Genomic DNA, 18,783 nt, shown 5'->3' on the forward strand with positions numbered 1-18,783 from the left:
GTCCCTACAGCGCTGGGGCGGACTCGACAACCATCGTAGCCCCCGGCAACGGTGACTCAGGAGCCCTCAGCCAGCGTTCCACCAACGGCCATACCTGCACCTGGGCCGCCTTGCTGACCAACATGTCCACATGCCCGAACGCGTCGAATCCTTCCTCGGCCCCCAGCCGCAAAAACTGCTTGCGCTCGCCCCCCAACTGCTCGAACAACTTGCGGCAGGCCCAGGCCGGGTCCTGGTAATCCGCCGCACCGGCCACTGCCAGCACCGGCACGTTCACATTCGCAAGCCCCGCCCACCAGTCGTCCTGCTTGTCGCCGAAACGCCCGAACAGGCCATGCCAGCCCAAGGTCTCCAAGGCCAGGCCGATCGGCTCGTCCTCCGGCCCACGCTTGAGCCGCGACCCGGACAACTGCCCCAGGCGCTTGAGCAGCAAACGGGCGCTCCAGGCAACTGGAGGGACTTTCAACGGCCAATAGACCCGACTGACCTGGGTACCGAAGAACGCCGCGCTGGCCACCTGCTCGACTGCCAAGTACGCGCCGCCCAAGGCTGCGGCGAGGATGGTGCCGCCCAGGGAGTGGCCGATCCAGTGCGGCGCCTGCCTGGCCTGCTCCTGGATGAATGCGCCGATCACCGGCAAGTCGAAGCGGGCATAGTCGGCCACCCGGTTGTGTCGCCACTGGCGGTTGCGGGGAGAAAGGCCATGGCCGCGCATTTCCGGGATCCATACATCGAACCCGGCGCGCGCCAGAAAGGCGCCCAGGCCGACGCCCTTTGGCGAATACCAGAAGCGCCGGTTGGAGAAGCTGCCATGCAGGAGAATCACCGGCACACCTTGGGCTGCGGCCTGGTCGGCCAGCCCCAGGCGCGTAACGGCCAGCTCGACACTGGGGTCGGGGCTGTTGCCGGCCTTGATCCGGTACACATCCTCGCTCAGATCGCCACGGCGCTCGGCACTGAGCAAGGCCACGGGAAACAGGGTACTGCTGCTTTGCATAGGTCGATTGCACAAAAAAGGGCGGGATCCATCGCTGGAACTCGCCCTGGAAGAAACCAGGCAGGAGCGCCATGAAGCACTCCCGCGTTCATTGCATCATGCCGCGCCCTGATCCTCGGCCAGGAAGAACCAGGTCTCGAGCACCGAGTCTGGGTTCAGCGATACGCTCTCGATGCCTTGCTCCATCAGCCACTTGGCCAGGTCTGGGTGGTCCGAAGGGCCCTGACCGCAGATGCCGATGTACTTGCCGGCCTTGTTGCACGCGGCGATGGCGTTGGCCAGCAGCTTCTTCACTGCCGGGTTACGCTCGTCGAACAGGTGGGCAATGATGCCGGAGTCACGGTCCAGGCCCAGGGTCAGCTGGGTCAGGTCGTTGGAACCGATGGAGAAGCCGTCGAAGTACTCGAGGAACTCGTCCGCCAGCAAGGCGTTGGAGGGCAGTTCGCACATCATGATCACGCGCAGACCATTGACGCCACGGCCCAGGCCGTTTTCGGCCAGCAGATCGACCACCTGGCTTGCCTCGCCCAGGGTGCGCACGAACGGCACCATGATCTCGACGTTGGTCAGGCCCATTTCGTCGCGTACGCGCTTGAGGGCGCGGCACTCGAGCTCGAAGCAGTCACGGAACGACTCGCTGATGTAACGCGAGGCGCCACGGAAGCCCAGCATCGGGTTCTCTTCTTCCGGCTCGTACAGCTTGCCGCCGATCAGGTTAGCGTATTCGTTGGACTTGAAGTCCGACAGGCGCACGATGACCTTCTTCGGATAGAACGCCGCGGCCAGGGTGCTGATACCCTCGACCAGCTTCTCGACATAGAAGCCGACCGGGTCGGAGTAACCGGCCACGCGCTTGTCGACGCTCTCCTTGAGGTCGGCCGGCAGGCCTGCGTAGTTGAGCAGCGCCTTGGGGTGCACGCCGATCATGCGGTTGATGATGAACTCCAGGCGCGCCAGGCCCACACCCGCGTTCGGCAGCTGGGCGAAGTCGAAGGCGCGGTCCGGGTTGCCGACGTTCATCATGATCTTGAACGGCAGCTCAGGCATGGCATCGACCGAGTTCTGCTTGACGTCGAAGCCCAGCTCACCTTCGAAGATGAAGCCGGTGTCGCCTTCGGCGCAGGAGACGGTTACGCCCTGGCCGTCCTTGAGCACTTGGGTGGCGTTGCCACAACCGACGACCGCTGGGATGCCCAGTTCACGGGCAATGATCGCCGCGTGGCAGGTGCGCCCGCCGCGGTTGGTGACGATGGCGCTGGCGCGCTTCATCACAGGCTCCCAGTCCGGGTCGGTCATGTCCGAGACCAGCACGTCGCCTGGCTGGACCTTGTCCATCTCGGACACGTCGTGGATCACGCGAACCTTGCCGGCGCCGATGCGCTGGCCGATGGCGCGGCCTTCCACCAGGACGGTGCCCTTCTCCTTGAGCAGGTAGCGCTCCATGACATTGGCGCTGGAGCGGCTCTTCACGGTCTCGGGACGTGCCTGGACGATATACAGCTTGCCGTCGTCACCGTCCTTGGCCCACTCGATGTCCATCGGGCGCTGGTAGTGCTGCTCGATGATCATGGCCTGCTTGGCCAGCTCGCTGACCTCGGCGTCGGTCAGGCAGAAGCGCGCGCGATCGGCGCGATCGACATCGACGGTCTTGACCGAACGACCGGCCTTGGCCTCGTCGCCGTAGATCATCTTGATGGCCTTGCTGCCCAGGTTGCGGCGCAGGATGGCCGGACGGCCGGCCTGCAGGGTTTGCTTGTGGACGTAGAACTCGTCAGGGTTGACCGCACCCTGTACGACGGTTTCGCCCAGGCCGTAGGCGCCGGTGATGAACACCACGTCACGGAAGCCCGACTCGGTGTCGAGGGTGAACATCACACCGGCAGTGCCGGTTTCCGAACGGACCATGCGCTGCACGCCGGCGGACAGGGCGACCAGTTTGTGGTCGAAGCCCTGGTGCACGCGATAGGCGATGGCGCGGTCGTTGAACAGGGAGGCGAACACCTCCTTGGCGGCGCGGATCACGTTGTCCACGCCACGGATGTTCAGGAAGGTTTCCTGCTGGCCGGCGAAGGAGGCGTCCGGCAGGTCTTCAGCGGTGGCCGAGGAGCGCACGGCCACGGCCATGTTGTCGTTGCCTTGGGACATTTCGGCGAAGGCGGTGCGGATTTCGGCATCCAGACGCGCCGGGAATTCGGCGTCCATCACCCATTGGCGGATCTGCGCGCCGGTCTTGGCCAGGGCGTTGACATCATCGACGTCCAATGCGTCCAGGGCTGCGTGGATGCGGTCGTTCAGGCCACTCTGCTCGAGAAAATCGCGGTACGCCTGAGCCGTAGTGGCAAAGCCGCCCGGCACCGATACGCCGGCACCTGCGAGGTTACTGATCATCTCGCCCAGGGATGCGTTCTTGCCCCCCACATGCTCTACATCATGGACGCCGAGCTTATCGAGGGAAACTACGTACTCTACCAAGGTGATCTCTCCACTAACTGTATTGGAAAAGCTCAAGGGCGGCCGCCTGTCACACTGACTTGGCCGGACGCTTGTGGCCTGGACCTGGAAAATAAGTGAGAATGCCGAACAGTCGCGTTCGGCAAACCGAACCTATCATACTCCAGAAAACTTCGGCAGCTTAAGGCCCAGGGTGCAAATGAAACGATCCGCGTTCTTCATCTCCGACGGTACCGGTATCACTGCAGAAACACTGGGCCAAAGCCTGCTGGCACAATTCGAAAGCATTCCTTTCAATAAATTCACCCGTCCCTACATCGACACCCCGGACAAAGCCCGGAGCATGGTGCAGCAAATCAATGCAGCGGCTGAACGGGACGGCATGCGACCGATCATCTTCGACACCATCGTCAACCAGGACATCCGAGAAATCCTGGCAACGTCGAACGGCTTCATGATCGACATCTTTTCGACGTTTTTATCCCCGCTCGAGCAGGAATTGACCGCCCATTCGTCGTATTCCGTGGGTAAGTCCCACTCGATTGGCGGCAACTCCAACTACATGGAGCGCATCGAGGCAGTCAACTTCGCCCTGGATAACGACGATGGCGCGCGCACCCATTATTACGACAAAGCCGACCTGATCCTCGTGGGCGTGTCGCGATGTGGCAAGACGCCGACGTGTTTGTACATGGCCATGCAGTTCGGCATCCGCGCGGCCAACTACCCACTGACCGAAGACGACATGGAACGCCTGCAATTGCCGGCGGTACTGAAGAAGTACCATCACAAGTTGTTTGGCCTGACCATCGACCCCGACCGCCTCACCGCCATCCGCCACGAGCGCAAGCCCAATAGCCGCTATTCAAGCTTCGCCCAGTGCGAGTTCGAGGTGCGCGAGGTGGAAAGCCTGTTCCGCCGGGAGAACATCCCCCACATCAACTCCACGCATTTCTCGGTGGAGGAAATCTCGGCGAAGATTCTGGTTGAGAAAGGTGTAGAACGGCGCTTCAAGTAACGTCCGCGCCGTTTTATTGCGGGACAAACGCTCCCACAGACGTGCCCCGACGCCACCGATTTTGAAAGCACAAACAAAAAGCCCCGGCATCGCTGCCGGGGCTTTTTGTTTTCAGCTTACGCTCAGGACGGTATCACCGCCGCCTGCCCGCTCATGGCCAGGTCGACCAGCTCGCGGTTGGCCACCGCATACATCGCATAGTCGGTGCCCGTGGCGTTGCGCAGGTCATCGAGCATGGCGCGCCAGCGCTCAGTCATCACCCGGTGCTGTTCACACCACAGTGCTACACGGGCGTCCATGTCCTCCGGCGCGTCAGCCATCTGCAACACAGAGATGGTGATCGCCCGCTGTTGCAGGTCGATGTCGTCGCGGAACGCCTCGCGGGCCAGGGCCTGCCAGTTGTTCTCCACTGGCAGGTTGCTGATCTCCTGCAGGTACCAGGTCAGGTCCAGCGAGCTGCCCACGGCGAAGAACGCCTTGGCCACCTGGGCTGGGTCGTGACCGGTGACGTCCGAAGCCTCGATGATCGGCAACAGGGTGTACAGGTGGGTGGTGCCTGCAACCATGCGCGCCAGCAACTCCGGCACACCGGCTTCGACGAAGCCCTGGTAGCGCTGCTGCCAGCGATCACGGGTCGGGCCTTCCAGCAGCTCATCGAGCTTCAGGCCCAACTGGGCGATCTTCGGCCCGAAGTGCGCGACGTCGCGACCAGCGTCCTGCTCGTTGCGGCGGCTGCGCAGGAACCAGCGGGTCGCGCGACGCCCCAGGCGCATCAGCTCGTCCATCAGGGTCAGCTGGATCTCGGCTGGGACCTGGTAGTCCAGTGCCTCGATCTGACGGAACCAGTGCGGCAGGTGGAAGATATCCCGAACGATCACATAGGCACCGGCGACGTTGGCCGGACTCATGCCGGTGGATTCCTTCAGACGCTGGACGAAAGTGATACCCATATTGTTGACCAGGTCGTTGGCGATCTGGTTGCTGACGATTTCGCGCTTGAGGCGGTGACGGCGCATGGCGTCAGCGAACTTGCTGACCAGCGATGGCGGGAACGCGTTCTCCATGTCGCGGGTCAGGTAGTCGTCATCGGGCACCAGCGACTTGAGCAGTTGCTCCTTGAGGTCGATCTTGCTGTAGGAGATCAGCACCGACAGCTCGGCGCGGGTCAGACCCTGGCCTGCGGCCAGGCGCTCGGCCAGTTGCTCCTCGGACGGCAGGAACTCGATGGCCCGGTCCAGTTTGCCACGCGACTCCAGGTCAGCCATCAGCCGCTTGTACTCGGCAATCCGCTCCAGGGCACGGCGGGCCGCCAGGGACAGGGCCTGGGTCTGCTTGTAGTTGTTGCCCAGCACCAGCGAGGCGACTTCGTCGGTCATGCTGCCGAGCAGTTGGTTGCGCTGCTTCTCGGTCATGTCGCCACCCTGCACCACTTCGTTGAGCAGGATCTTGATGTTGACCTCGTGGTCGGAGCAGTCCACGCCACCGGCGTTGTCGATGAAATCGGTGTTGGTCGCGCCGCCGTTGAGGCCGAACTCGACCCGGCCAAGCTGGGTCATGCCCAGGTTGCCGCCCTCGCCCACCACCTTGCAGCGCAGTTCGTTGCCGTTGACCCGAAGGGCATCGTTGGCCTTGTCGCCGACATCGGCATGGCTTTCGCTGCTGGCCTTGACGTAGGTACCGATACCACCGTTCCACAGCAGATCCACCGGGGCCTGTAGCAGGGCGTGCAGCAGTTCGGTGGGCGTCAGGCGGTCGGCTTCGATGGCGAAGCGTTCCTTCATCTGCGGGGTGATGGCGATGCTCTTGGCGCTACGCGGGAAGATCCCGCCACCTTCGGACATGATGCTGGTGTCGTAGTCGCTCCAGGCCGAACGCGGCAGCTCGAACAGGCGCTTGCGCTCGACGAAGCTGGTGGCCGGGTCCGGATTCGGGTCGATGAAGATGTGCAGATGGTTGAATGCCGCCACCAGCTTGAGCTTGTCGGACATCAGCAGGCCGTTGCCGAACACGTCGCCGGCCATGTCACCGATGCCCACCACGGTGATCGGGTCTTCCTGCACATTGATGCCGCGCTCGCGGAAGTGGCGCTGAACGCCGACCCAGGCGCCACGAGCGGTGATGCCCATGCCTTTGTGGTCGTAGCCAGCCGAGCCACCGGAGGCGAAGGCGTCGCCCAGCCAGAAGCCGTAGTCATTGGCAATGCCGTTGGCGATATCGGAGAAGGTCGCGGTGCCTTTGTCCGCGGCCACTACCAAGTACGGGTCGTCGTCATCGTGACGCACCACGTTGGCCGGAGGCACCACGCCGCCGTCCTTGAGGTTGTCGGTAATGTCGAGCAAGCCCGAGATGAAGATCCGGTAGCAGGCGATGCCCTCGGCCTGGATCTCGTCGCGGCTGCCGCCCAGCGGCAGACGACGCGGCAGGAAACCACCCTTGGCCCCCACCGGCACGATCACCGAGTTCTTCACCTGCTGCGCCTTGACCAGGCCGAGCACTTCGGTGCGGAAGTCTTCCTCGCGGTCCGACCAGCGCAGGCCACCGCGGGCAACGTTGCCAAAGCGCAGGTGCACACCCTCGACCCGCGGCGAGTAGACGAATATCTCGAACTTCGGCACCGGTTTGGGCAGCTCGGGGATCAGCTTGGGGTTGAACTTGAAGCTGAAGTACGACTTGTTCTGCCCGTTGGCGTCCGGCTGGTAGAAGTTGGTGCGCAGGGTGGCCTTGATCAAGTCCAGGTAGCGACGCAGGATGCGGTCTTCGTTGAGCACCTGGACCTCGTCCAGAGCAGTAAGGATGGCCTGCTCCAGGCGCTGCTGCTTGTCGTCCAGGTCCTCAACGGTGAGCTTGCGCGCCAGGTAGAAGCGGGTCTTGAACAACCGGGTCAGCTCGCGGGCGATGTCGGTGTGGTTGTTCAGGGTACTGGCGATGTAACCCAGGTCGAAGCCCAGGCGGATCTGCTTGAGGTAGCGTGCGTAGGCGCGCAGCAGCGCCACGTCACGCCATGGCAGGCCGGCGGTCAGCACCAGGCGGTTGAAGGCGTCGTTCTCGGCGTCGCCCTTGACGATGTGGATGAAGGCATCCTGCAGGATGTCGTTGAGCTGCTGGATGTCCAGGTCCAGGCCTTCGCTGTAGGTGAAGGCGAAGTCGTGGATCCAGTACTCGCGACCACTGGCATGGCGCAGGCGGTACGGGAACTCACCGAGCACGCGCAAGCCCAGGTTTTCCAGGATCGGCAGCACATCCGACAGCGCCAGCGGGGTATCGGCGTGGTACAGCTTGCAGTGCAGCAGGCGCTCGCCCAGGCGGGTCAGCGGCTGGTAGAAGCTCATCGCCAGCGGCTTGCTCTCGGACAGCGCCAGCACATGCTGCATGTCGACGACCGCCGAATGGGCAGCGAAGCGCTCGCGGTAGCCAGCCGGGAAGCCTTTGGGGAAGTCAGCCAGGATGTTGGTGCCCTGGGCCTCGCCGAAATTCTCCACCACCAGGGCGGAGTAGTCGTCCTGCCAGGAGCGGCACGCCTGGATGACTTCGTTTTCCAGCTGCTGTGGGTCCAGGTCGATGCGGTTCTTCGGATCCACGCGCAGAATCAGCTGAACACGCGCCAGCACCGACTCGGAGAAGAACGTCCAGAACTCGCAGTCGCTGGCCTTCAGGCGCTCCATCAGCACCTGCTGGATCTTCTGGCGCACCTCGGTGGAGTAGATTTCACGCGGCACATAGGCCAGGCAGTAGCAGAAGCGGCCGTACGGGTCCTTGCGCAGGAACACGCGGATCTTGTTGCGCTCCTGGATCTGCACGATCGACATGACCGTGGTGAACAGCTCGTCCACCGGCGTCTGGAACAGATCGTCACGAGGCAGCACCTCGAGCACCTGGGCCAGCTCCTTGCCCAGGTGGGCCTTGGCGTCGAAGTGCGAGCGGCGCTCGACTTCGGCGACCTTGCCGCGGATGTACGGAATGGTGCGCACGCTCTCGCCATACACCGACGAGGTGTACAGGCCCATGAAGCGGCACTCCTTGATGACCTTGCCGTCGGCGTCGATCTGACGGATCGACACGTAGTCCGGGTACGCCGGGCGGTGCACGCGGCTCGGCTGCGAGGCCTTGGCGAACGACAGCAGCTCGGGCGCACGCAGGTAGGCGACGGCGTAGTCCTCGATGCGCAGGTCGTCGGCGCCCAGCCCGGCGCGCAGCAGGCGGGTCAGGCCGAGGAACGAGCCTTCGTCATAGACCAGGTGGCCACCATCGGCGTCGGACTCGACCACGAACTCTTCGTAACCGAGGAAGGTGAAATGGTTGTCCAGCAGCCACGACAAGAAGCTCTTCACCTCGGCCTTGTCATGTTGTGCCGGACCGAATGCGGTCTGCTCCACCAGTTGCACCAGGTCGCGGACCTTGGCCTTCATCGGCTCGAAGTCGGCGACAGCCACCCGCACCTCGGCCAGCACCTGCTCGATTTCCTTCGTCAGGGTGGTCAGCTCGGCAGCGCTGGAGCAGCGGTCGATCTCCAGGTACATCAGCGATTCATGGCGCACGCCTTCGCCCTGGGTGCCCTTGGGCAGCAACTCCACCAGCTCGCCCTTGGCGCCGCGGCGCACGCTGAGCACGGTGGTTTGCAGGGTGTGGATGCTGTAGCCGCGGCGGTTGAGTTCGGTACGCACCGAGTCGACCAGGAACGGCAGGTCGTGGTGGAGCACCTCGACCACGGTGTGGGTCGATTGCCAGCCGTGGCGTTCGTAATCGGGGTTGTAGACCCGCACCTGCGGGTGTTGGGGGTCGAAGCGCTCGATGATGCGCCAGGCAGAGAGGGTGCAGCCCGCCAGGTCCGAAAGCCTGCGCTGGGTGAGTTCGTCCAGAGAGATGATGCCGAAGAACTGTTCGGCGAACAGCGCCACTTGTGGCAGTGCCTGCTCGCTGATGTGCTGCGCCAGGGCCGCTTGCAGTTGATGCTGGAAGTCGGCTTTGCTGGCTGCGGTGAAGAACGCCATCTGTGGTACTCCGCTTGGGCTTTGTTATTAGGTGAAGCGTCGCGTGCGTCCGCCGTTCACGGTCAACGATAGCCAAACCGTGGCGACAGGGCGGTGAAAACCAGGCGTTTGGACGCAATCTGCACGTCCATCCGTTCCATGGATGGGCACCTGCAAAGACGACTGCCCCTCAGGGCTGTGGCTTTACGGGTGTCCATCGACTGGGCAGCTTAACGACTGAGCGGTCACCACGGCTTGCAGCGCTGCGACAATTTCGGTCAAGGGGCGGTAACTTTACGTTTATGTCCATGCGCAAGGCTGTCAGAATTCCCGCTCACTTCCTTGACCTGAGCCTGCCCATGCAACTGAAAACCGCCCTGCTCTTCGCCACACCCTGCGACGAAGAGGAAGACAACATGGCGACCTTGTGCTGCCACAGCGACAAGGGGCAGATGTTCCTGCTCACCCGTTATCCCGACGAAGACACCGTGGACCTGACCCTGGACGACGAGCCCTCGACGCTCGACGGGCTGAAGGTCACCCTCAGCGCCAACCGCCTGCTGATCGAAGTGGCCGCCGGCGACCGGGATGCGCTCAAAGGCTCGGAGCAACTGGAGATCCTGCTGACCTCACCGGGCACAGACCTCGAGGAGGTCGAGCTGACCTTGCGCAACATTCTCGACGGCACCGGGACCTACGTCAGCGAGCTCTGAACGCGGTAGCGGCGGGCTTGTTCCCCGTGGGCTCGGCTCCTATATCTCGCAAACACCCTGCGGCACGGAGCTCCGCCTCCCCGGGAGCAACGGGCGCAAGCCGGATCTCGTGAGTGGTTCGAGATACCACCTGCGCCGAAGCCCACCTGCGGGCGTCGGCCAGACGCCTGAAGATCGACCTTCCCGCCCTCGACTGGTTTCCGAGCCTTCGCATACGGCTTGGCGAGCCTTTCATACGCCCCGCATAGTCTGACAACCTTATAAGCAGGTTCACCGACAAAAACACCAAGGTATTCCCTGCATGACTTACGACTACTGCATCATCGGCGGCGGCATCGTTGGCCTCGCCACCGCCATGGCCCTGCTCGAACAGCGCCCTGGTGCCTCGTTGCTGATCCTCGAGAAGGAGACCAGCCTGGGTCTTCACCAAACCGGCCACAACAGCGGCGTGATCCATGCGGGCATCTACTACGCACCGGGCAGCCTCAAGGCCGACCTGTGTAAGCGCGGCGCCCAGGCCACCAAGGACTTCTGCACCGAGCACGGCATCGCCTTCGACGTCTGCGGCAAACTGCTGGTGGCCTCGAACGATCTGGAAATGCAGCGCATGCAGGCGCTGTACGAGCGCTCGCAGCAAAACGGGCTGAAGGTCGAACGCCTGGACGCCGACGAGCTCAAGCGCCGCGAGCCGAACATCGTCGGCAAGGGCGCGCTGTTTCTCGATGCCACCGGCATCGTCGACTACAAGCAGGTGTGCGACGCCATGGCCCGGGTCATCCAGAAAGCCGGCGGCCACGTTCATCTGGCCACCACCGTGCGGGCGATCCAGGAACAGGGCGACTACGTCGAGGTGAGCAGCGACGGTCAGAGCTGGCGCGCCCGCCAGCTGGTCGCCTGTGCCGGCTTGCAGTCCGACCGCCTGGCGCGCCTGGCCGGGGTGCAGATCGACCACCAGATCATCCCCTTCCGCGGAGAGTATTACCGCCTGCCGGCGAGCAAGAACCAGATCGTCAACCACCTGATCTACCCGATCCCCGACCCAGACCTGCCGTTCCTTGGCGTGCACCTGACACGCATGATCGACGGCAGCGTCACCGTCGGCCCCAACGCCGTGCTGGGCCTGGGCCGGGAGACCTACCGCAAGTTCTCGGTGAACTGGCGCGATGTGGCCGAGTACGCGCGTTTCCCGGGGTTCTGGAAAACGATCTGGAACAACCTGGGTTCCGGCACCACCGAAATGAAGAACTCGCTGTTCAAGCGAGGCTACCTGGAGCAGTGCCGCAAGTACTGCCCGCAGCTGGAGGTAGAAGACCTGCTGCCCTACGAGGCCGGCATTCGCGCCCAAGCGGTCATGCGCGACGGCACCCTGGTGCATGACTTCCTGTTCGCCGAAACCCCACGCATGGTGCATGTCTGCAACGCCCCCTCGCCGGCAGCCACCTCCGCTATCCCTATTGGCCAGATGATCGCCGCGAAGATCCTCAAGGCCCACTGCCCCCCTACATAGCCCACGACAAAGGCAATAAGGAAACACTAGCCCAGACGCGCTCTTCGGGCTTTGGTACCGGCCACGAGATCGGTACGCCTGCGGCCGACGGCCTGGCGCCGCTGGGCGGACTGGCCCTGGTGGCGCGGCGGCCCGATGAACCGCCTCGGCTTCACCGGACAGCCCTGTGAGAAAAATCCACGCCGCCATTGGTCGGCATGGGCCTGGATGGATTAAAGTATCACCCCCTGCCCGGACGCCGCTGTGCCAGCACGCCAGGCCCATTTCCAGGAACCGTCGACGATGGAACACCGTGAGGCGCTGATCGCGCTGCGCACCTTTCTTTCCTCCCAGATCCTTGGCCAGGAGAAGCTGGTCGAACGCCTGCTGATCGTGCTGCTGGCCGACGGCCATATGCTGGTCGAAGGCGCACCGGGCCTGGCCAAGACCAAGGCCATCAAGGAACTGGCCGAAGGTATCGAAGCGCAGTTCCACCGCATCCAGTTCACCCCCGACCTGCTCCCGGCCGACATCACCGGCACCGAAATCTACCGCCCGGAAACCGGCAGCTTCGTGTTCCAGCAGGGGCCGATCTTCCATAACCTGGTGCTGGCCGACGAAATCAACCGCGCACCGGCCAAAGTGCAGTCGGCGTTGCTCGAAGCCATGGCCGAACGCCAGGTCAGCGTCGGGCGCAGCACCTACGAGCTGTCGCCGCTGTTCCTGGTCATGGCCACCCAGAACCCGATCGAGCAGGAAGGCACCTATCCCCTGCCCGAGGCCCAGCTCGACCGCTTCCTGATGCACGTGAAAATCGGTTTCCCGGATGCCGCCGTGGAACGGCGCATCCTCCAGCAGGCCCGCGGCGAGGCGCTCGGCGGCGAGGTCAAGCCGGAGCGGCGGGTCAGCCAGCAGGCGATCTTCGCCGCGCGCAAGGAAATCCTCGGCCTGTACATGGCCGACGCCGTGGAGGAGTACCTGGTGCAGTTGGTGATGGCCACCCGCACACCGGCCAAGTTCGACGCCGAGCTGGCCGACTGGATCGCCTATGGCGCCAGCCCCCGCGGCTCGATCGCCCTGGACCGCTGCGCCCGCGCCCACGCCTGGCTGGCCGGGCGTGATTTCGTCAGCCCCGAGGACATCCAGGCAGTGCTGTTCGACGTGCTGCGCCACCGCATCATCCTGTCCTTCGAAGCGGAAGCGGCGGGGATCGACCAGGACCGGGTGGTCCAGCGCATCCTCGACGTTGTCGCTGTCGCCTGACCCCATGCCCACCGCGCACCTGACCGAACCCGGCATCCGCATCGGCCTTGCCGAGTTGATCGACATGCGTCACCGCGTGCGCGAAATCCAGCTGTTTTCCCGGCCCGGCCAACGCAGCCCGCTGGTGGGCCTGCACCACTCCAAGCTGCGCGGGCGCGGCGTGGACTTCGACCAGGTTCGGGTCTACCAGGCCGGCGACGACGTGCGCAACATCGATTGGCGCGTCACAGCGCGCACCCAGGAGCCGCACACCAAGCTGTTCCACGAGGAGCGCGAGCGGCCGATCTTCATCCTGGTCGAGCAGAGCCAGCGCCTGTTCTTCGGCTCCGGACTGATGTTCAAGTCAGTCCTGGCAGCCGAGGCTGCAGCCCTGTTCGGCTGGGCCGCGCTGGGTCACAACGACCGCATCGGCGGACTGGTGTTCGGCGACAACGAACACCACGAGATCAAGCCCCGGCGCAGCAAGCAAAGCCTGCTGCAGTTGCTCAACCGCCTGGCCAAAGTGAATCAGTCGCTGCACACCGAGGCCGTGCCCCAGCCCGACAGCCTGGGCCTTGCCTTGCGCCGCGCCCGCGAAGTGCTGCGCCCAGGCAGCCTGGCCATCATCATCTGTGACGAACGCGCCTTGACCCCCGGTGTCGAGCAGCATTTGAGCATGCTCTCGCGCCACTGCGACCTGTTGCTGATGCCCGTCTCCGACCCGCTCGACCACGCCCTGCCGGCCGCCGGCCTGCTGCGTTTTGCCCAACGCAGCGCCCAATTGGAGCTCGACACCCTCGATGCCAACCTGCGCCAGGCCTATCGCCAGCAGGCCGAGGCGCGCATCGAGCGTTGGGAGCTGCTGGCGCAGAAGCTGCGGGTACTGATGATGCCCTTGAGCACCCAGAGTGAGATGATCGAGCAACTGCGTGAGTACCTCAACGCCCAGCGCCCGGGGAGCGGTCAATGAACCCGCTGGATCAGTTGCACCCCTTGATCGCGCCGCCGGCGGTGAGCCTGTGGCCGCCCGCGCCGGGCTGGTGGGGGCTGCTCGCCCTGCTGCCCCTGCTCGGCTGGGGGCTGTGGCGGCTGCGCCACTGGCGTCCAGCCAAACCCCGAGTGGTGCGCGCCGAGCAGCCGCTGGACCCCATCCGCCTGGAAGCACTGGCCGAACTGGCTCGCCTGCCCCGCCCCTACGACGGCGCCCCCGCCGGCGCCTGGCTGCAGCAAATCAATGCGCTGCTCAAGCGCCTGTGTCGCAACCACTACCCTGGCGCCAACAGCCACACGCTCAACGGCCGTCAGTGGCTGGCGTTTCTCGACAACCGCTGCCCGGCCGCAGGCCTAACCCGCTGGATGGTGCTGGTCGAAGGTGCCTACAAACCCGAGTGCAAGCTCGACGACAAGGCCATCGCCGGGCTCGCCCAGGCGGTCGAAATCTGGATCCGCAAGCATGTTTGAGCTGGCCTGGCCGTGGGTCTTCTTGCTGTTGCCGTTGCCTTGGCTCGCGCGCCTGGTGCTGCCGGCTGCCGACAGCGGCGAGCCAGTGCTAAAGGTGGGTTTTCTCGATGAACTCGAAGGCCTGGCCGGGCGCCGTGCCCGCCTGAATCTGCCGACCTGGCGCCAGCAGGCGCCCTTCGTGACGATCTGGCTGCTCCTGCTGCTGGCCGCCGCCCGCCCCCAATGGCTCGGTGATCCGGTGCCGGTGGCGGCCAGCGGTCGCGACCTGCTGGTGGCGGTGGATGTGTCCGGCTCGATGGACTTTCCCGACATGCAGTGGAAGGACGACGAAATCAGCCGCCTGGACCTGGTCAAGGCGCTGCTCGGCGATTTTCTCCAGGACCGCGAGGGCGACCGGGTCGGGTTGATCCTGTTCGGCAGCGAAGCCTACCTGCAGGCGCCGCTGACCTTTGACCGACGCACCGTGCGCACCTTCCTGGACGAGGCGCAGATCGGCATCGCCGGCAAGAACACCGCCATCGGCGACGCCATTGGCCTGGCGGTCAAACGCTTGCGCCAGCGTCCGGCGCAGAGCCGGGTGCTGGTGCTGATCACCGACGGTGCGAACAACGGTGGGCAGATCCACCCGCTCACCGCCGCCCGCCTGGCCGCCCAGGAAGGCGTGCGCATCTACACCATCGGCATCGGTGCCAACCCCGAAGCCAGCGGTACGCCAGGGTTGCTGGGCTTGAACCCGAGCCTGGACCTGGACGAAGCCTCGCTCAAGGAAATCGCCGAACTGACCCAGGGGGCCTACTTCCGCGCCCATGACGGCGCCGAGCTGGTCGCGATCGGCGATACCCTCGACCAGCTCGAACCGGTGGCCCAGCAACCGACCCAGGCGCGCACCGCCAAAGCCCTCTACGCCTGGCCGCTGGCCGTGGCATTGCTCTTGAGCGTGCTGCTGGTGGTCGCCGTGCAATGGCCGGACAACGTCTTCCAGCGCCTGCTGCGCCGCCCACGCTTTCTGCAGCCGCACCCGGAATGGCGCCAGCGCCTCAAGCGCCTGCGTCTGAGGAGGCGACGATGATCGAACTCTGGCCGCAATGGCTGCGCCCCCTCTGGCTGCTGGTGGTCCCTCTGCTCGGCTGGCTGCTGTTCAAGCTCTGGCACCGGCGCAAGCGCGCCGGGCGCTGGCAACTGATCCTGCCCGTGCAGTTCCATGGCGTCCTGCTCGGCGGCGGCAAAGGCCAGACCAGCAAACTGCCGTGGATTGCCCTGGGCCTGGCCTGGTTGTTGGTGGTCCTGGCCTTGCTCGGCCCAAGCTGGCAACGCCTGGAAGAAACCCGCCAGCGCCCCGCCGACCCGCTGGTGATCCTGCTGGAGCTGACCCCGCAGATGCTCGCCGAGGACAGCACGCCCAACCGCCTGGAGCAGGCCCGCCGCAAGATCCTCGACCTGCTCGAGCACCGTCGCGACAGCCAGACCGCCCTGGTGGTGTATGCCGGCAGCGCGCATACCCTGGTGCCACTGTCCGACGACCTGGGCACCACCCGCAACCTGCTCGAGGCGGTCGACCCGTCGATCATGCCGCAACCCGGCCAACGGGCCGACCTGGCCGTACAGAAAGGCCTTGCCCTGCTCGCCCAGAGCGGCCTGGGCCAGGGGCGCCTGTTGCTGATCGGCTCATCGCTGAGCGACACCGAACGCAGCGGCATACTCAAGGCCCTGGGCCGCCAGGGCCCCAGCCTGCTGATGCTTGGGATCGGCAGCAGCGAGGGCGCACCGGTGCGTCAGGCCAACGGCGAATACCTCAAGGACGATCAAGGCGGCATTCTCCTGCCCCGCCTGGACAGCGCCAGCCTCAAAGCCTTCATCAACGGCACCGGTGGACGCTACCGCCATGCACGCATCGACGACCTGGACCTGCGTGGCCTGGGGCTGTTCGACAACCCTCACGCCCTGCGCAGCAACGGCCAGACCGTGCAACTGGACAGCTGGGCCGACCAGGGCTACTGGCTGCTGTTGCCCTTGCTGGTGCTGGCCGCCTGCGCCGGTCGGCGCGGTTGGCTGTTCTGCCTGCCGCTGCTGCTGGCCCTGCCGCAACCGAGCCAGGCCTTCGAATTCAACGACCTATGGCTGCGCCCGGACCAGCAAGGCCAGCGCCTGCTTGAGCAAAAACACCCAGCCGACGCCGCCCGGCGCTTCGAAGACCCGCAGTGGCGCGGCATGGCGCTGTACCAGGCGGGCGACTACGAAGGCGCGGCCAAGGCCTTTGCCCAGGGCGGCAGCGCCGCAGCCCACTACAATCGAGGCAATGCCTTGGCCCGCGCCGGGGAACTGGAAGCCGCGCTGGATGCCTACGAGCAGGCCCTGGAACGTCAACCCGACCTGCAGCCGGCCCTGGACAACCAGGCGTTGGTCCAGCAATTGTTGCAGCAACGCCAGGCCAAAGCCGAGGAACAACCGGCAGGCAGCGAGTCCGCAGGTACCCCCGGCAACGAGACCGAGGGCAACAGCAGCTCGGCGTCCAATCCGGCTCAGGGCACGCCTGGCAGCGATGAGCAGGCTTCGGCCCAGGCCCAGGGCGAGAACGCAAGCAATGCGCAAGGGCCTGGCAGCTCGCAGCCTGGCGATGACGACAGCACCACCCAGCCGCCGCAGCGGCCGGTCTCCACCAGCCTGGATGCCGAACAGCGCCAGGCCCTGGAGCAATGGTTGCGGGAAATCCCCGACAACCCGGCCCAACTGCTGCGGCGCAAATTCTGGTATGAACAGCAATTGCATCAGGACACCTCACGATGAGTCGCCTCGGCGTCTTTCTATTCAGCCTGCTGTGGCTTTTCCAGGCCCAGGCCCAACCTACCCTGCAGGCCAGCGTCGACCGCACCCGCCTGCAGGCCGGCGAAACCCTGGAGCTGACCCTGGAAAGCCAGGACGTCACACAGTTCGGCAAACCCGACCTGCGCGCCCTGGAAGGCGACTTCGAAGTGCGTGGCACCCGCCAGCTCAACAGCCTGCACACCCTTGACGGAGAGACCCGCGCAAGCACCCGCTGGATCATCACCCTGCTGCCCAAGCGCAGTGGCAGCTTGCGTATCCCTGAGCTGCAACTGGGCCAATCGCAGAGCCAGGCCATCGAGCTGCAAGTGCTGCAAGCCGATGCCAGCCGTCCTGAACGCGCCTCCCAGGTCTTCGTCGAGGCCAGCCTGGACAGCCCAGAGGTCTACGTCCAGGCCCAAGCGGTGCTGACCCTGCGCATTTATCACTCGGTGTCGCTGTACGACGACAGCAGCCTGAGCCCGTTGCAACTGGACAACGCCAAGGTCGAGCCACTGGGCGAATCGCGCACCTATGAAAAGGAAATCAACGGCGTACGCCACGGCGTGATCGAGACCCGCTATGCGATCTACCCGCAACAAAGCGGCACCCTGGAGCTCCCGGCACTGACCTTCACCGCCACCGCCGCCGACACTGGCGAGCAGCCGGCCGGCACCCCGCGTGTGGGTCGCCAGGTCCAGGTCAGCTCGTTGCCGCTGCACCTGAAGGTGCGGCCGATCCCCGGCGCCTGGCCCGCCAACCAGCCCTGGCTGCCGGCGCGCAGCCTGACCCTGGAAGAGCACTGGAGCCCGGACCCTAGCGGCCAGCAGACGCAGATCGGCGACTCCCTGACCCGCAGCATCACCTTGCGCGCCGAGGGGCTGTCCAGCACCCAGCTTCCGCCCTTGCCGGCCACCGAGATCCGCGGTTTGCGCCGTTATCCGGACCAACCCGTGCTGCGCAATGAAATCAGCGAACGGGGCATGACCGCCAACCGCGAGGAGCGCGAGGCGCTGGTTCCGACCCACAGCGGCGACCTGGCCCTGCCCGCGCTGGAAATCACCTGGTGGAATACCCGCGAAGACCACCTGGAGCACAGCAGCCTGCCGGCGCGCACCCTGCAAGTGGAAGACAACCCGGCCCTGAGCGCCGACACGCCGGTCGGCGACAGCAGTGCCAGCAATGCTCGCCTGTGGCCCTGGCAACTGGCGACCCTGGTGCTGGCGCTGACCACCCTGCTGGGCTTCGCCCTGTGGTGGCGCGCCCGCTCGCAGCCGGCGGTGCTGCGGGCCACCCAGAGCGGTCCGAGCCCACGCAGCCTGCTGGACGATCTCAAGCGTGCCTGCCAAGCCAACGACCCCCAGGCCACCCGTCAGGCGCTCGACGCCTGGGCGCGCCAGCAGCCGGAAACCCTGGCCGAGATGGCCGCCCGTTTCGTACCCTTGTCCGATGCCCTGGATGGGCTCAATGGCGCCTTGTACAGCGAAAGCGGCCAATACTGGCAAGGCGACGAGCTGTGGCGCGCCATCGGCACCATCCCCCCGGCCGAGCAGGTCCTGGCGCCTTCGGGCGAAACAGGCAGCCTGCCGCCGCTTTACCCCAAATAACCTTCAGCGCGTGGTGCCCGACACCACCCCTGCATGCTTGCG

The 18,783-nt window shown here is 65.1% G+C and carries 12 protein-coding genes and 1 pseudogene; 10 read left to right on the top strand and 3 right to left on the bottom strand.

Annotated elements, in window-relative coordinates:
- Window positions 1-4 precede the first annotated feature (4 nt).
- A complete protein-coding gene (locus ABOA88_RS13020; RefSeq protein WP_367851675.1) occupies window positions 5-997 on the bottom strand; it encodes an alpha/beta fold hydrolase in 993 nt (330 codons plus the stop codon).
- 96 nt (window positions 998-1,093) lie between these two features.
- Complete coding sequence (gene ppsA / locus ABOA88_RS13025) at window positions 1,094-3,469, bottom strand: phosphoenolpyruvate synthase (protein ID WP_196169933.1); 2,376 nt, start codon at window positions 3,467-3,469, stop codon at window positions 1,094-1,096.
- A 178-nt stretch (window positions 3,470-3,647) separates the two neighbouring features.
- Between ppsA and ppsR the strand changes: the two genes are divergently transcribed.
- On the top strand, window positions 3,648-4,466 hold the full coding sequence (gene ppsR / locus ABOA88_RS13030) for a posphoenolpyruvate synthetase regulatory kinase/phosphorylase PpsR (RefSeq protein WP_043206750.1): 819 nt from the start codon (window positions 3,648-3,650) through the stop codon (window positions 4,464-4,466).
- 122 nt (window positions 4,467-4,588) lie between these two features.
- Here ppsR and ABOA88_RS13035 read toward each other — a convergent pair whose 3' ends face one another.
- A complete protein-coding gene (locus ABOA88_RS13035) occupies window positions 4,589-9,454 on the bottom strand; it encodes an NAD-glutamate dehydrogenase (protein WP_196169934.1) in 4,866 nt (1,621 codons plus the stop codon).
- Between the two features lie 338 nt (window positions 9,455-9,792).
- Here ABOA88_RS13035 and ABOA88_RS13040 point away from each other — a divergent pair, with 338 nt between their 5' ends.
- From ABOA88_RS13040 to ABOA88_RS13080, 9 genes and pseudogenes are all read left to right on the top strand, one after another.
- On the top strand, window positions 9,793-10,146 hold the full coding sequence (locus tag ABOA88_RS13040; RefSeq protein WP_196169935.1) for a hypothetical protein: 354 nt from the start codon (window positions 9,793-9,795) through the stop codon (window positions 10,144-10,146).
- 25 nt (window positions 10,147-10,171) lie between these two features.
- Window positions 10,172-10,255: pseudogene (locus tag ABOA88_RS13045) on the top strand (GntR family transcriptional regulator); the annotation flags it as partial.
- Window positions 10,256-10,447: 192 nt separating this feature from the next.
- The gene (lhgO, locus tag ABOA88_RS13050) at window positions 10,448-11,653 is read left to right on the top strand and encodes an L-2-hydroxyglutarate oxidase (protein WP_367851676.1); all 1,206 of its coding nucleotides are present in this window, start codon (window positions 10,448-10,450) and stop codon (window positions 11,651-11,653) included.
- Window positions 11,654-11,935: 282 nt separating this feature from the next.
- A complete protein-coding gene (locus tag ABOA88_RS13055; RefSeq protein WP_043206762.1) occupies window positions 11,936-12,895 on the top strand; it encodes an AAA family ATPase in 960 nt (319 codons plus the stop codon).
- Between the two features lie 4 nt (window positions 12,896-12,899).
- Window positions 12,900-13,844, top strand: a complete 945-nt coding sequence (locus ABOA88_RS13060) for a DUF58 domain-containing protein (RefSeq protein ID WP_196169937.1) — start codon at window positions 12,900-12,902, stop codon at window positions 13,842-13,844.
- On the top strand, window positions 13,841-14,335 hold the full coding sequence (locus ABOA88_RS13065) for a DUF4381 domain-containing protein (RefSeq protein ID WP_367851677.1): 495 nt from the start codon (window positions 13,841-13,843) through the stop codon (window positions 14,333-14,335). The genes ABOA88_RS13060 and ABOA88_RS13065 overlap by 4 nt, the downstream gene beginning before the upstream one ends.
- Entirely contained in the window at window positions 14,328-15,404 is a 1,077-nt protein-coding gene (locus tag ABOA88_RS13070; protein WP_367851678.1) for a vWA domain-containing protein, read from the top strand. Before ABOA88_RS13065 ends, ABOA88_RS13070 begins: the two co-directional genes overlap by 8 nt.
- Window positions 15,401-17,119, top strand: a complete 1,719-nt coding sequence (locus ABOA88_RS13075; protein ID WP_196169940.1) for a tetratricopeptide repeat protein — start codon at window positions 15,401-15,403, stop codon at window positions 17,117-17,119. The genes ABOA88_RS13070 and ABOA88_RS13075 overlap by 4 nt, the downstream gene beginning before the upstream one ends.
- Window positions 17,116-18,741 carry a BatD family protein gene (locus tag ABOA88_RS13080; protein WP_196169941.1) on the top strand — a complete coding sequence of 542 codons (1,626 nt, stop codon included), beginning with the start codon at window positions 17,116-17,118 and terminating at the stop codon, window positions 18,739-18,741. The genes ABOA88_RS13075 and ABOA88_RS13080 overlap by 4 nt, the downstream gene beginning before the upstream one ends.
- Window positions 18,742-18,783: the final 42 nt, after the last annotated feature.

The sequence above is a fragment of the Pseudomonas sp. PKS genome (assembly GCF_051913525.1).
Classification (GTDB): Bacteria; Pseudomonadota; Gammaproteobacteria; order Pseudomonadales; family Pseudomonadaceae; genus Aquipseudomonas; species Aquipseudomonas guariconensis_D.